Source organism: Nocardia sp. NPDC004722 (assembly GCF_053601505.1).
In genome coordinates this window covers 1-14372 of the sequence record NZ_JBSGBY010000159.1, presented here as the reverse complement: position 1 = coordinate 14372, position 14372 = coordinate 1, and the positions used below count along the sequence as shown (strand labels likewise).

Annotated in this window: 10 protein-coding genes; 9 read left to right on the top strand and 1 reads right to left on the bottom strand. The window is 68.7% G+C overall.

Annotation, left to right across the window (positions count from 1 at the left end):
- The 3 genes from iolB to ACWELQ_RS17805 all read left to right on the top strand — a co-directional run.
- Positions 1 to 664 (top strand): 5-deoxy-glucuronate isomerase (gene iolB, locus ACWELQ_RS17815; protein ID WP_452398141.1); only part of this gene is annotated, 664 nt, incomplete at its 5' end.
- Positions 661 to 2664 (top strand): thiamine pyrophosphate-dependent enzyme, encoded by a 2004-nt coding sequence (locus tag ACWELQ_RS17810; protein ID WP_452398140.1) that lies wholly within the window; start codon positions 661 to 663, stop codon positions 2662 to 2664. The genes iolB and ACWELQ_RS17810, both read left to right, overlap by 4 nt.
- A gap of 170 nt (positions 2665 to 2834) precedes the next feature.
- Positions 2835 to 4334, top strand: coding sequence for a hypothetical protein (locus ACWELQ_RS17805; protein ID WP_452398139.1), 1500 nt, complete (start codon positions 2835 to 2837; stop codon positions 4332 to 4334).
- A gap of 3 nt (positions 4335 to 4337) precedes the next feature.
- Here the strand turns inward: ACWELQ_RS17805 and ACWELQ_RS17800 are convergent, their stop codons facing one another.
- On the bottom strand, positions 4338 to 5252 hold the full coding sequence (locus tag ACWELQ_RS17800) for a DUF6630 family protein (protein WP_452398138.1): 915 nt from the start codon (positions 5250 to 5252) through the stop codon (positions 4338 to 4340).
- Positions 5253 to 5533: 281 nt separating this feature from the next.
- On the opposite strand from ACWELQ_RS17800, the gene ACWELQ_RS17795 reads away from it, so the two are divergent.
- The 6 genes from ACWELQ_RS17795 to ACWELQ_RS17770 all read left to right on the top strand — a co-directional run bounded on the left by ACWELQ_RS17795 (position 5534) and on the right by ACWELQ_RS17770 (position 14236).
- Entirely contained in the window at positions 5534 to 7504 is a 1971-nt protein-coding gene (locus ACWELQ_RS17795) for an MFS transporter (protein ID WP_452398137.1), read from the top strand.
- A gap of 15 nt (positions 7505 to 7519) precedes the next feature.
- Positions 7520 to 8431 (top strand): winged helix-turn-helix transcriptional regulator, encoded by a 912-nt coding sequence (locus ACWELQ_RS17790; RefSeq protein WP_452398136.1) that lies wholly within the window; start codon positions 7520 to 7522, stop codon positions 8429 to 8431.
- 71 nt (positions 8432 to 8502) lie between these two features.
- A complete protein-coding gene (locus ACWELQ_RS17785; RefSeq protein WP_452398135.1) occupies positions 8503 to 9963 on the top strand; it encodes a carotenoid oxygenase family protein in 1461 nt (486 codons plus the stop codon).
- Positions 9964 to 9996: 33 nt separating this feature from the next.
- On the top strand, positions 9997 to 11175 hold the full coding sequence (locus ACWELQ_RS17780) for an LLM class flavin-dependent oxidoreductase (RefSeq protein WP_452398134.1): 1179 nt from the start codon (positions 9997 to 9999) through the stop codon (positions 11173 to 11175).
- Positions 11176 to 11207: 32 nt separating this feature from the next.
- Positions 11208 to 12392: an acetyl-CoA C-acyltransferase gene (locus ACWELQ_RS17775; RefSeq protein WP_452398133.1), complete on the top strand. Its 1185-nt coding sequence runs from the start codon at positions 11208 to 11210 to the stop codon at positions 12390 to 12392.
- A gap of 173 nt (positions 12393 to 12565) precedes the next feature.
- The gene (locus ACWELQ_RS17770; RefSeq protein WP_452398132.1) at positions 12566 to 14236 is read left to right on the top strand and encodes a class I adenylate-forming enzyme family protein; all 1671 of its coding nucleotides are present in this window, start codon (positions 12566 to 12568) and stop codon (positions 14234 to 14236) included.
- Positions 14237 to 14372 lie beyond the last annotated feature (136 nt).

Sequence of the window (14372 nt, the reverse complement as noted above, 5' to 3'; positions counted from 1 at the left end):
CTCGGTTTTCACCCGGGTCACGGACTTCGCGTATGTGCCACGGGACGCCGAGGTGGAGATCTCCACAACGGACGGGATCGAGGTGGCCTTGCCGATGGCGCGATGCGAACGGCGACTGGAGCCGAAATACGGACCGGCCGAAGAGGTTCCGGTGGAAGTACGGGGAGCCGGGCAGGCGACCCGGCAGGTCACGAACTTCGGGTCGCCCGGGGTGTGGGAGCACGCGGACAAGCTCAATGCGTGCGAACTCATTACGCCGGAAGGGAATTGGTCGTCGTATCCGCCGCACAAGCACGACGAGGCGACCGAGTGTGAGGTCGTCAACGAGGAGATCTATTACTTCCGGATCGCGGGGCGGGATGGAATCACCCCTGGGCGTGAGGGATTCGGGATGCACCGCACCTATACCGCCGACGGCTCGCTGGACGAGAACGTCGCGGTGCGCGACGGGGACGTGTTCCTCGTGCCGCACGGGTATCACGGCCCGTGCATCGCCGCGCCCGGTTACCCCATGTACTACCTGAACGTGCTGGCCGGTCCCGCGCCGGAACGCTCCATGGCCTTCTGTGACGACCCCGCGCACGCCTGGGTGCGAGCCGCGTGGGCCGATCAGCCCTTGGACCCGCGCTGCCCGGTCACTTCTCACCAAGGACGGCTCGGATGAAGCTCACCACCGCGCAGGCGCTGGTCACGTGGATGATCGCGCAACGCTCACAAACTCTCGACGGTCGCGAAGTCCCGTTGTTCCCCGCGGTTTTCGCGATCTTCGGCCACGGCAACGTGCTCGGCCTGGGCACCGCGCTGGCCGAACGCCGCGCCGAGATCCCGGTCTGGCGCGGGCACACGGAAGAAGGCATGGCACTTGCGGCGGTCGGACTGGCCAAGGCGTCGCATCGGCGACAGGTGGGCGTCGCCACCTCCTCGATCGGCCCGGGCGCACTGAATATGGTGACCGCCGCCGGTGTGGCCCACGCGAATCGGCTGCCCCTACTCCTCCTCCCCGGCGACACTTTCGTCAGCCGCGCCCCCGACCCGGTCCTGCAACAGGTCGAGCACTTCGGCGACCCCACCCTCACCGTCAACGACGCCTTCCGTCCGGTGAGCCGCTACTTCGACCGCATCACCCGCCCCGAGCAGTTGATCGCGACGCTCCCGCAGGTGGCGCGCGTGCTCACCGATCCCGCCGACACCGGCCCGGTGGTGCTGGCGCTGCCGCAGGACGTACAAGCCGAAACGTACGACTTCCCGGACGCCCTGTTCGAACCCGTGGTCCACCATGTGCGGCGGCCCCGTCCCGATCGGCGCGAGCTCGCCGAGGCGGCACGAGTCCTGCGCGCGGCACAACGCCCGCTGCTGGTGTTGGGCGGGGGAGTCCGCTACTCCGGTGCCGCCGGGGTCGCCCTGGAATTCGCTCGGCGGCATGGCATTCCGGTCACCGAGACGACGGCCGGGCGCACTCTCGTGCCACACGATCACCCGTTGTACGCGGGTCCGCTCGGTATAACGGGCGCGGCATCGGCCAACACCCTGGCCGCGGCCGCCGATGTGGTGCTGGCCGTCGGCACCCGGCTGCAGGACTTCACCACCGCGTCCTGGACGGTCTTCGCGCCGGAGGTGCGGATCGTGCACATCAACGCCGCGCGCTTCGACGCGGTCAAGCACGGTGCGCTCGCCGTGGTCGGTGACGCCGCCGCGACACTGCAGGACCTCGACGCGATGCTGCTCGAACCGTCGCCTGAACTCGGCGGCTGGCTCGTGGATTCGGACTGGACGGCCCGGGCGGCAGCGGTGCGCGCGGAATGGGACGCCCACATCGACAAACTCCGCGCCCCCACCCCTGGCCCGCCCGCCTACGCCCAGATCGTCGGCGCGGTCAACGATCTCAGCACCGCCGCCGACTACGTCATGACCGCCTCCGGCGGCCTCCCCGGCGAACTCGTCGGCGGCTGGCGCGCCCCCGCCGCACCACCCACCATGGACGTCGAATACGGCTTCTCCTGCATGGGATACGAACTCGCCGGAGCCTGGGGCGCCGCCATCGCCCGCTCGAGCACGACGCCCCCGACCGACACTCCCGCCGCACATGCGCTGAACTCTGCCGTGGCGGCCGCTGCGATGGACCCTGCCGGCACGCCGCGAGAACACAGTGCCGCAGCGCATCCGGTGGCGGCAAGCGGCCCAAATATGGAAGGGCTGGTCACGACACTGCTCGGGGACGGGTCGTACTTGATGTTGAACTCGGAGTTGTTCTCGGCGGCGTTCGCCGGGCATCCGTTCGTCGCGGTGGTGTGTGACAACGACGGGTATGCGGTTATCGCGCGGTTGCAGGAGGGGCAGGGTGGGGAGGCGTTCAACAATTTTTATGCCGACTGCCGGAGCAATCATGCCGAGCCGCCGCGGGTCGATTTCGCGGCGCATGCGCGGGCGTTGGGGTGTGAGGTGTTCACCGCGAGCGAACTCGGGGAGTTCCGCGTGGCGTATGGGCGGGCGCGGGAGGCGGCGGTCGCACGGCAGCGGCCCGCGGTTGTGGTGGTGCGGACCCAGCCGTCGGCGTGGACCGAGACGGGGGCGTGGTGGGAAGTGGGTGTGCCGCAGCATCTCTCGGGTCGGGGGGAGTTCGAGCGCGGGAAACCGCGGCAGGTGCGGTACACCGGGCGGGGCTGATCACGGCGGCGGTCCGTCGCGGCGTGTCGATCCGGGCAAACCTCCACTTGGGTGACCGGCGGCCCGAAATTGTGGCAGACTCGGCGCAAACACAGCATGGCCTTGGTGGCCAGCGATGATCGGGCACTGTCGGTCTGACAGGGCACAGCTACGGGAGTTTGAAGGTCGCAATGGATCTCAGCGCCATCGAGCGCCAGGTGGCCACCGATCGCGGGGCCGCGCGGGACCGGACGCCCGAAGCCGAGCTGGCGCTGGCGACCTCCCTGTGCGAGCTGGCCCGCGGGCTGATGGCCACCAAATCCGACCCGGCACAGCGGGACCGCTCGCCCTCGGCGCTGGAACCCGCCCAGGAGGCGGTGCTCATCCGGCTGCGCTGGCTGACCGCCGGGCACGTCACCGCACCCTTCGCCGCCGAGGTGACCGAGGCGCTGCGGCTGTTCGAACTGGCCGCCCGCACCATCGGCCACCGCGAGCTGGCGACCTCCACCATCCGCAACGCCTGCCAGGCGTATCGGCATGTGGCACAGAACTATCCGCTGGCCGCGGGCGCCTCGGCCGACGCGCTGTCCAAGTGCAGCGTGTGGCTGTGCCGCCTGGACCCGAAGGCGGCGGTGGCGGCGGGCGAGGACGCGGTGCGCATCCGCGCCGGACTCTTCGCCGCCGACCCGGATCAGGCCAACCGCTACCTGGCCTCCCTCAACACCCTGCTCCGCACCCTCATGGTCGGCCGCCAGCGCAAGCAGGCGCTGGCCATGTACCGCGAATGCTATGCGGCCGTCACCTCCCCGGCCATGACGCAGCGGCTCCGCGAGATCCGGGTCGAGGACATCGGATTCATGAGCAAGACCGTCACCGCGCTGCGCAAACTCGAATGCGCCACCCTGGAACGCGCCGGGTATCTCACCCAGCAGCAGATCCTCTATCAGACCGCCGGTGACCTGGCCACCATCGAAGAGGTCAACTGGCAGCTGGCGCTGGTCGGCCTCAAGCCGATCGCCGCGGGCGCGCTACCCGACCAGCCCTCCAAGCCGGTCGAGATCAGCACCTCCTTCGGCGCGCTGGCTGTACGCTGCTCGAGCCGCAACGCCGTCACCCTGGTCCGGGCCGCCCTGCTGGCCGCCTACACCGCCGACGGCGCCACCGCCGTCCCCAGCACCGCCTACCTCGGTGTGGACGAAAAGCACTGGAGCACGCCGGAACCGGAGTCGAATCCGGCCGAGCGCCTGGGCGAGGACGTAGTCCTCATCGAGAAGATCTCCGAACACTGGGTCTCGGTGAAGAGCCTGAACTGGGAGGTGGCTCCCGTCGGCCGCCACCCCGTCGCCCTGCGGCTGTCGCAGGAATGGCCGGTGGTCAGCGTCACCACCACCGAGAACATCTCCTACGAATTGTGCTGGTACGAGGGTGGAGCCGCGACCCAGTACGCGGCGCTGGGCCTGCCCGCCGCCCAGACTCCCCTCGAAAAGCCTTTGGCCCCCTTGGATTTCAAGGCGCTGTCGGACTACGGCGCGGACTATGCCTCCGAGACCCAGGTCCGCTCTGCCTTCGGCAACACCACCATGTTCACCAAACTCACCTGCCTCCCGGGCAGTGGCATCCGCCAGGCCGCCGAGGCGGGCCCTCTCTCTGCCCACGGGGCCAACACCTTGTACTTCCGCAACGCGGACTGAAGCTCAGCCCGGCAGGTCGACACGCTTGCCGAATTCGGCGGTCAACGCGCGCAACGGGTCGAGGCGGTCGGCGGGGATGAAGGCGAGGGCGTAGTCGTCACTGTCGGTCTCCAAGGAGATGAAGACGGATCCGGTCGTCTGGGCATCCCTGCCCACGTGATTCAGGAAGGCTTCGGCACGGTCGCCCGCGTGCCAGTCGGCCGTCTCGGTCACGAAGCCCGGATACCACTCCCAGGACAGAGTCGGTGGGCACGAGGGTAAACGCCGCAGCGCACGCCGCATATCGTCGACGTCCTCCTTGCTGTCGAACTGACCGAGCACGCCGAGCCCGCCGAAGAACGGTTCGCCGAGAACGGAAAGCAGGCCGCGCCACGGTCCGGCCCGGTGCGCTTGGAGCGGGTGGGCCACCCCGGCCTGGACGGTGGCGACGGGCCACGGGTGATCGGGCATCAGCAGATCCGCGATGGACAGCAGGCTCCGGGCGGTCTCGCTGGGCGGCTCCGAGACGTGCGGCGTCAGCTCTTCGAGGAGGACGTCACCGGGCCCGTCGACCCAGCCCTTGGCGTGCACATCGTGCGGTGACGGCACCGACAGCACCTCGCGCAGCACCTCGATCGCCACCAGCGTGATCTCGCGGCAGTCGTCGGCATCCGGGGTCGGACGCGCGTTGTCCCAGATCCCGTAGTGCCACAGCGGTCCGTACGCGCCCGGCGGCCCCCATCCGTCGTCGGTCAGCACCTGCCGTTGCGCCTCCGACAGGTCGTCGGACACCTCCAGCACGAGACAGCCCGGCTGCTTGGCGAACTGCAGGAAGTGCTCGGCCCCCGCGATCTCCAGGATCAAGACGGTCTCGTGCGGACTGTAGATCAGCAGCGCCGCCAGCCCCGACGCGAATTCGTACCACTCCCGGTCACTCATCGAACATCCGATCCACCCAAGCAACTCACCTGTCGGACAACATGATTGCAGTCCCGGCCGACACGATCGAACCGGCTGGTCGCCCGCCTCTGGGAGAGGGTGGCAGGATTGTTGCGGATGCCCGATTGGCGCAGTTTGTCGCAACTGTCCAGTCCTGATTTCGGTAACAGTGATTCAAGTCACTCATGACCGCTACCCTGATTCCACCCGGCTGCTCGTGCTGCCTCGACGAAGGGTCGTCCGGTCACGCGAAAGGTCGTGGACAGAAAGGCGTCTCGAACATGAGTAGCATTCCGACCGCGGTGCCGTCTGCCGCGGACTTTCCCCCGCCGACGCTGGTCACCGGGCTGTGGCAGCGGAAGCTGCCGCATTATCCGGAAACGCGCGCCCGGTCCTGGTATCTCTTCCTCGTCGTAGTGGTCTCGGTCGCGCTGTATTACCAGCTGTTCGTCTCGGGCGCGGTGGGTAATCAGCTGATCGCCTACTTCCATCTGACCTTCGCCTACTTCGTCGGCATCTTCATCGTCGGCGCGGCGTTCGGTGCGGTGGCGTCGGTGATCACCGGGGTGCTGGACCGCTGGGGGCGCGCCAATATCGTCGCCTACGGCACGGTCGTCACCTCGCTGCTCACGCTCTTCGCGCAACCGCAGTGCACGACCAAAGAGGCCTACCTCGCCGTCTACTGCCTGATCAGCATTGTCGAGGGCGCGGTGCTGGTGGCCACCCCGGCGCTGGTGCGCGACTTCTCGCCGCAGCTGGATCGCGCCTCGGCCATGGGGTTCTGGACGCTGGGCCCGGTGCTGGGCGCGCTGGTCACCACCGAGGTCTCCACCCACACCCTGGACGCGCACCCGGACTGGCAGTACCACTACCGGCTGGCCGGCATCATCTGCACGATCATCTCGATCGTCGGGCTGATCGGATTGCGTGAGCTCAGTCCCCGGCTGCGCGACCAGATCATGGTCTCGCTGCGCGACAAGGCGCTGATCGAGGCGCGGGCGCGGGGGCTGGATGTCGATGCGCTGGAACGCAATCAGTGGAAGCAGATGATGCATCTCGACATCGTCGGCTCGGCCCTGGCCATCTCCATCTTCCTGGCGTTCTTCTACACGATCGTCTCGTTCCTGCCGGTCTATATGGCGACCAACTTCGGATTCACTGCGGCACAGGCGAATTCGCTGGGCAACTGGTACTGGATCGCGAGCGCCATCTCGCTGGTGCTGACCGGGATCGTGTCCGACGCCATGAAGGTGCGCAAGCCGTTCATGGTGTTCGGGGCCATCATCAGCATCATCGGCGGGTACGTATTCCTCGGCTACACCGATAAACCCGGCACCGACTACTACACCTTCGCCGTCGTCATGAGCTTCACCGCGGTCGGCAGCGGCATCGCCTATTCGACGTGGATGGCCAGCTTCACCGAGACGGTGGAGAAGCGCAATCCCGCGGCCACCGCGGTCGGGCTCGCCGTCTGGGGCGGAGTGTTGCGGACCGTGGTGACGTTCGTGTTGCTGGGGTTGCTGTTCGTGGTGACCGCGGCGGGCACGCTGGTCAATTACGGGCCGCGGCTGCAGACCATCAACGCCAAGTATCACGACGAGATCGCCACCATCCAGACCGTGGGCGCGGACACGCTGGCGGCATTGGGCAAGAATCCGAATGACGAAGCGGCACAGGTCGCGGCGCTGGTGAAGCTCACCGGCGACGCGCCGGCGGACGTGAAGACGACCGTCGAGCTCAATGCCAAATACCCGGATGAGCTGGCCACGCTGCAAGCGATCGATTCCTCGGTGCTGGTGAAGCTGCTGACGAATCCCAACGATCAGGCGAGCGCGGCGACCGCGGTCGGCCAGGTCGCCACCAAGTTCAAGATCCCGCCGGATCAGGCCATCGCCCGGATCACCGCCGCGCAGAAGGTGCCGGTCGATCAGCTGGCCGTCGCCTCGCAGACCGGTCCCGCATTGACCGCGGCGAGCGCCAAGCTCAAGGCCGTGAGCGCCATACCCGCCGACGATCTGGCCTACCTGTCCGCGCACGGCGCGGATGTGCAGCAGGCGCAGGCGGATTCGCCCAAGCAGTGGAAGCGCTGGTGGTGGATCTGCCTGATCGCCCAGATCTGCTTCATCCCGTTCGTGTTCATCATGGCCGGGCACTGGAGCCCGAAGAAGGCGGCCGAGGAGGCGGCCGAGCACGACGCGGCGGTGCAGCGGGAACTGGCGACACTGGCGGAAGAGCCGGTGCACCAGGAATGAACTACAGTTGATGAAGTGACGAATGCGGTAGCCGCGACCTTCGATCTGCTCGGTGATCGCCTGACGCTGACGATCCTGCGGCACGCCTTCGTCGATCACGCCCGCCGGTTCACCCAGTGGGCCGACCGCACCGGGGCGCCGCCCGCCGTGCTCACCGCGCGGCTGGCGGCGCTCGTCGATGCCGGGCTGCTCGAACGGGCCCCGGCGCCGGATCGTGCCGAGCGCACCGAATATCGGCTCACCGCACTGGGGTTGGCGACCTGGGAGATTCTGGTCTGCGTGTGGTCCTGGCAGCGGGAGTGGACCGGCGAATGGGCGCTGCTGCCGGAGTTCGCGCACACCGAATGCGGGCATCGCGGGCCGCCGGTGATCATGTGCCGCGGCTGCGGGCGCGACGTCACCGCCCACGACACCGAGGTCGAGCTGGATCGGGAGGTGTTGTGGCAGTTGACCTCCGGGCGCCGGCGGTCCGCGCGCCCGGTCCCGGCCCGCGGTGACGCGCGGTTCGACGAGATCATGGAGGCCATCGGGGATCGCTGGAGTGCGGCGGTCACCGGGCTGGCGCTGGCGGGCGTGCGGCGGTTCTCGGAATTTCGTGCGGCGCTGAACATGTCGCCGACCACCTTGACCGAGCGGTTGAGCAGGCTCGTCGACGCGGGGATCCTGCATCGGCCCGAGCCGGGCGGGCGGGACTATCGGCTGACGCCGCGGGGGCGGGCCTTGTTCGGGGTCTTCGCGTTTCTGCTGGCGTGGTCGGAACGCGCGCATCCGGACGCGCCGGAGCTCGGATTGCGTATCCGGCACAAGGACTGTGGGGCCGTGCTGGATCCGGCGCTGCGCTGCCGGGGGTGCGGGGCGGAGCTGGGGCGGCGGGACGTGCGGTTCGAGCCGTCGCCGCCGCGCGCGGCTCTTGACAGCCTCCACTGAGACGCGTATCACTTCATTAACTGTAGTGAACTTCGCCGGGTGCTGACCGCCCCGGTCGCTGGAGGCTTCGCATGCCGCTCAACGAAGAACTCATCGCGCCCGCCGCACAGGCGCTCACCAACCCGTACCTGGAAGGTCCCTACACGCCCACCGCGCAGGAGACCACCGCCACGAATCTGACCGTGCTGCACGGCGAATTGCCCGTCGACCTGGACGGCGTCTACGTGCGCAACGGGCCCAACCCGCAGTTCGCGCCGCTGGGCCGCTACCACTGGTTCGACGGTGACGGCATGCTGCACGCGGTGCACTTCGAGGACGGCCGGGCCACCTACCGCAACCGCTTCATCCGCACCGGCGAATTCGAGGCCGAGGGGGCGGCGGGAACGGCGTTGTGGCGCGGCGTGATCGAGCCGTGGGACGGCAATCCTGCCGGTGATCGGCGCGAACGCAATTCGGCCAATACCGATCTCGTCTATCACCACGGCAATCTGCTGGCTCTGTGGTACCGGGCGGGCAAGCCGTACGCGCTGGATCCGATCAGCCTCGAGACCCGTGGTGTCGACACCTTCAACGGCACGCTGCGCGGGGAGGTTTCGGCGCACGCCAAGGTGGACGAGCGCACCGAGGAACTGCTGTTCTTCGACTACGGGATCCATGCGCCGTACCTGCGCTACGGGGTCGCCGACCCGGACGGCACCGTCAAGCACTACACCGGTCTGGAACTGCCCGGCCCGCGACTGCCGCACGACATGGCAATCACCGAGAACCATTCGATCCTGATGGATCTGCCGCTCTACAACGATCCGCGGGCGGCCGCCGCCGGGCGTTTCAAGATCTTCTTCGATCGCACGCTGCCCAGTCGTTTCGCGGTGCTGCCGAGGTATGGCGAAGGGGCGCAGGCGAAATGGTTCGAGGGCGAGTCCGGGTACATCTATCACACGGTCAACTCGTGGGAGGAGGGCGAGGAGATCGTCCTGGTGGTGTGCCGGGTCTCCGAACCCAGCCCGGTGTCCGATCGCGCGCATCCGCTCGCGCAACTGCTGGCGTATCTGCGGCCGGAGGCGAAACTGCACCGGTATCGGTTCAACTTGCGTACCGGGGTCACCGTCGAAGAGCCGATGGACGACGTCAATACCGAATTCCCCGCCATCGAGCAGGGATCGACCGGGCACGGCGGCCGGTATTCGTATCAGATGCGGCTGTCCGTGGATCGCACCATGATCTTCGACGCGATCATCAAGTACGACATCCGCACTGGCGCAAAGGAGACCGCGCCCTTCGGTGACGGCATCTTCGGCAGTGAACTGACCGTGGTCCCGCGGCCGGGCGGCACCGCCGAGGACGACGCCTGGCTGACCATGTTCGCCCACAACAACCACACCGGCCTGGGCGAAGTCTGGATCTACGACGCCGCGGATGTCACCGCGGGGCCGGTCTGCCGCCTAGGTCTTCCGGTGCGCGTCCCCCTGGGCTTCCACGCCACCTGGGTGAGCGGTGATCGCATGCGTGCCGCCGCGCGCCCGGTTTCCTGATCCCGGTTACGTCCCATGAAATAGGTTGTCCGCGTGACTGTTCCACATTTGAGCGTCAGTCTTCCCTATTGGCAGAACCGAGCACCCCTGGACGCGCTCCAGGTGGCGGAAACCGCCGAGAAACTCGGCTACCACCGCCTCTGGATCGGCGAAATGGCCACCTTCGACGCCTTCGCCCTCGCCACCGCGATCGGGCATTCTCCGGGCCGCATGCCACTGTGCCTGGGCCCCTTGCCGATCGGCGTCCGCAGCCCCGCCACCATCGCCCTGGGCGCGTCCACCGTCGCCGCCCTCACCGGCCGCCCGGTCGACGTGGCCCTCGGCACCTCCAGCACCGTGGTGGTCCGCGACTGGCACGGCCGCCGAAGACACCGCACCGCACGGCATCTGGACGAGTCGACCCGCATCGTCCGTGCCCTGCTGGCCGGTGAGAAGGTCGAATACGAGGGCCTGATCGAACGCATCCGTGGCTTCCGACTACGCCTCCCCGCCCTCCGCTCGAGCCTGTCCACGACGGTGCTCGGGAACACCGGTGCGGCCGAATTCGGCCTGGCCAGTGTCGGATACACGCACGGCCGGGCGGCGTCCAACGGCGCCGCCTCGAACAATGGGCAGGCGCGTCCCACCGGTGACCGGGAAAGCGACGCGGCCGCGAGGTCGAGCACCGGTGGCGAGATCGTGGTGGCGGCCTTCGGTGATCGCGCCCTCGAAGTGGCCGCCCGCTGCGCCGACCGCGTGGTGCTGAACCTGGTGACACCCGCCCAGGTCGCCCGATGTGTCACGGCGATCAAGGAATTCGCCGACCGCGCCGCCCGTCCCACACCCCCGATCTCGGTCTGGGTGACCGCCGCCTTCGAACCCGACCCCGACATGCTCACCACCGTCCGCCAGGCTGTAGTCGCCTACCTCCGCGCCCCCGGCTACGACACCATGTTCACCGACGCCGGTTTCGGCGACGTGGTCCGTCTGGCTCACAGCGGCGCTCACCCCCGCGACCTGCTCGCCGCCATCCCGGACGAATTACCCGCAGCGGTAGGTATGTTCGGCGACGCCCCAACCTTGACCGCGAGGATCTCGGAGTACCGAGACGCCGGTATCGACGAACTGGTTATCGTGCCCGTCACGACCGCCGACGATCCTGCCGGTCGCCGAACCCTCGAGGCCCTGGCCGGAATCCGCGCCGCCGCGTTGGGGAGTAGCGATGACGAGTGAAGCGGGATTTCCGTCGGATCGGGGCCGAATCTGTGAGTGAGGCATTCGTTTTCGACGCGGTGCGGTTGCCGCGGGGGCGGGTGCGCAAGGGTGGGGGGACCTTGGCCGAGGTGCCGCCCTATGAGTTGTTCGGGCAGTTGTTGACGGCGCTCGAGCAGCGGGGATGTCCGCCGGAGGCCGTCGATGACGTGCTGGTGGGGGTGAGCACAGCGGCGGGGGAGCAGGGCGGGGATGTGGCTCGGGCCGCGCTGCTGTGGGCGGGGTGGCCGGATTCGGTTCCCGGGGCCGTGGTGTCGCGATTGTGCTGTTCGGGGCTGGACGCCGTGGAGGGCGGGGCGGCGCGCACGGCGGCGGGATTCGCGGACCTGGTGGTCGCCGGGGGCGTGGAGTCGATGTCGCGGGTGCCGATGCTGTCGGATCGGCCCGCCATCGCGGTGGACGCCGACCTCGGGGAGCGGACCGGGTTCGTCACCATCGGGGTGTCGGCGGACGTGACCGCCGCCGCGCACGGCATCACCCGGGCGGAACTGGACGCCTACGCGGTGCGCTCACACCGGAAAGCGAGTGCGGCAACGCCTTCGGCTTCGGTCATCCCGGTTCGCAAAGGCGGTGCGGTGGTGCTGGCCGCCGATGAGGGCGCGCGGCCCGACGCCTGCGTATCGGCATTCGCGTCGCTGCCGACGATGTTCGCGTCCGACCCTTCCTGGGAGCGGGTGGCGCGGCGACTCCCGGACCTGCCGCGGCCGGTGGGTGGGCTGCACACTATCGCCACCGCCCCGCAACTCGCGGACGGGGCCTCGGCGGTGCTGCTGGGCAATCGGCGCGCCGAGTGCATTCTCGGACGGCCGCCCCTGGCCCAGATCGTGGGCACCGCCCAGACCGCCGTGCGCTCGCCACTGCTGACCGCGCCGATGAGTGCCGCGCGGGTGGCCTTACAGCGGGCCGGGATCTCGGCCGCACAACTGGATGTGGTCGAAGTCAACGAATCCTTCGCCGTCACACCGATGCTGCTCACCCGCGCCCTCGGAGTGGACCCGGCCCGTGTGAACCCCTCAGGCGGCGCGCTCGCTGTCGGGCACCCCCTCGGCGCAACCGGCGGCATCCTCATCGCCCAGGCCCTCGACGAATTGCATCGCCGCGACGGCGAATACGCCCTGATCACCATCCCCGCCGCCCTCGGATTGGGTTCAGCCATGGTGCTACGCCGCATTACCTGACCCCGCTGGCACGCCAGCCGCCCCCACCGAACCCGTCGACCCAGAGGACCGAGATGGTCGAAACATCCTCCACTCCAGCGACTCACACTGCCGCCGACAGCGCCATTGCTGCTCGGTCCGCTGCCGAGGGGCCGGTGGGCCGCGCGGTTGCCGTATGCCACTCGGAGGAGACCGTGCGCGGCTATCTCGGGCGGGGTTGGTGGCAGCCGGAGACGATTCCCGAGGTTTTCCGTCAGCGGGTCGACGAGGACCCTGATGCCGCGGCGCTCAGCGATCCGGCCAATCTGGCCGAGCTGACCGGCGCGGTACCGCGCACGCTGACCTGGCGTGAGCTCGACGAGTATGTCGGGGATATCGCGGTGGTGCTGCTGGACAACGGGATTCGGCAGGGTGCGACGGTTGCGGTGCAGCTGCCGAACAGTGTGGCGCTGACTGCCGTGTATCTGGCGTTGTGGCGGTTGGGGGCGGTGGCGACGCCCATGCCGGTGTCGTATCGGCGGCACGAGCTGACCGGGATCATCGCGGCTACCGATGCGGTGGCCATTATTACTGTGGGGGCGTTGGGGGACCGGGAACTGGCGGCGGAGGCGCTGGCGGTGGCGGCGGGCGCGCGGACCGTGTTCGCGTTCGGGCCCGGTGTTCCATCGGGTGCGGTGGCCCTCGGTGACACGGTGCCCGTCGATGAGCCATCCGTCATCGAGTCTCGTAACCGCTTGCGCGAGTACGTCTCCGGGCTCGCGGTCACCGTGAACGACCGCGTCACCATCTGCTGGACCAGTGGCACCGAGGCCGCGCCCAAGGGGATTCCCCGCTGCCACGGGGATTGGCTGGCTGTGGCGGGCGGTGTGCAGGACGGGCTGGGGGTGACCCCGGATTCGGTGGTGCTCAACCCCTTTCCGATGGTGAACATGGCCGGGTTCGCGGGTTCGTTCCTGCCGTGGCTGTTGGCGGGCGGGCATCTCGTGCAGCATCATCCGCTGGACTTGCCGGTGTTCTTTCGGCAGATCGCCGAGCATCGGGTCACCCACACCAGCATGCCGCCCGCGCTGCTCACCATGTTGTTGCAGAACGAGGCGTTGCGGGCGCAGGCCGATCTGTCGTCGCTGCGCACGGTCGGGTCGGGCGGTGCGCCGCTGCCGCCGCCGGTCGTGGCGCGCTGGCAGCACGAGTTGGGGATCTCGGTGCTCAACTTCTTCGGTTCCAACGAGGGCGTGAGCCTGCTGGGCGCGCCCGCCGACATCCCGGATCCGACTGTGCGGGCGCAACATCTGCCGCATTACGGGGCGGATGGGGTGGTGTGGTCGACCCGGCTGGCCGCGCGCACCGCCGTGAAGCTGGTCGACGTGGTCAGCGGGGAGACCGTCACCGAGATCGGCGGACGCGGCGAACTGCGGCTGCGTGGACCCGCGGTCTTCGCGGGATACCTGCCGGGCACGGCCGCCACCGAGCCGTTCGACGACGACGGATACCTGTGCAGCGGTGACGTTTTCGAGCTGTGCGGCGACGGCGGACGGTATCTGCGGTTCGTGGACCGGGTGAAGGAGATCATCATTCGCGGCGGCATGAATATCGCACCCGCCGAGATCGAGGGACTGCTCATCGACCATCCGGCGGTCGCCGACGTGGCGGTGGTCGGCTACCCGGATCCCGTGCTCGGCGAGAAGTGCTGCGCCGTGGTCGTTCCCGCCGACGGGGCCACGGTGACCCTGGCCGATCTGGTCGCGCACCTGCAAGCCCGCGAGGTGGCGTCCTTCAAACTGCCCGAGCGCCTGGAGATCACCGACCTGCTCCCGCGCAATCCGGTCGGCAAACTGCTGCGCCGCGACATCCGCGCCCGACTCTGACCCTCTCACCTCCTTGGAGCATCCCGTGTCCGTGTACATCCTGGGCGGCAGCCAAACCGATTTCGCCGTCAACCGGCATCGCGCCGGTCTCGAATTCGACGCCCTCGTCCGCGAGGTCCTCGAAGCGACGCTGACG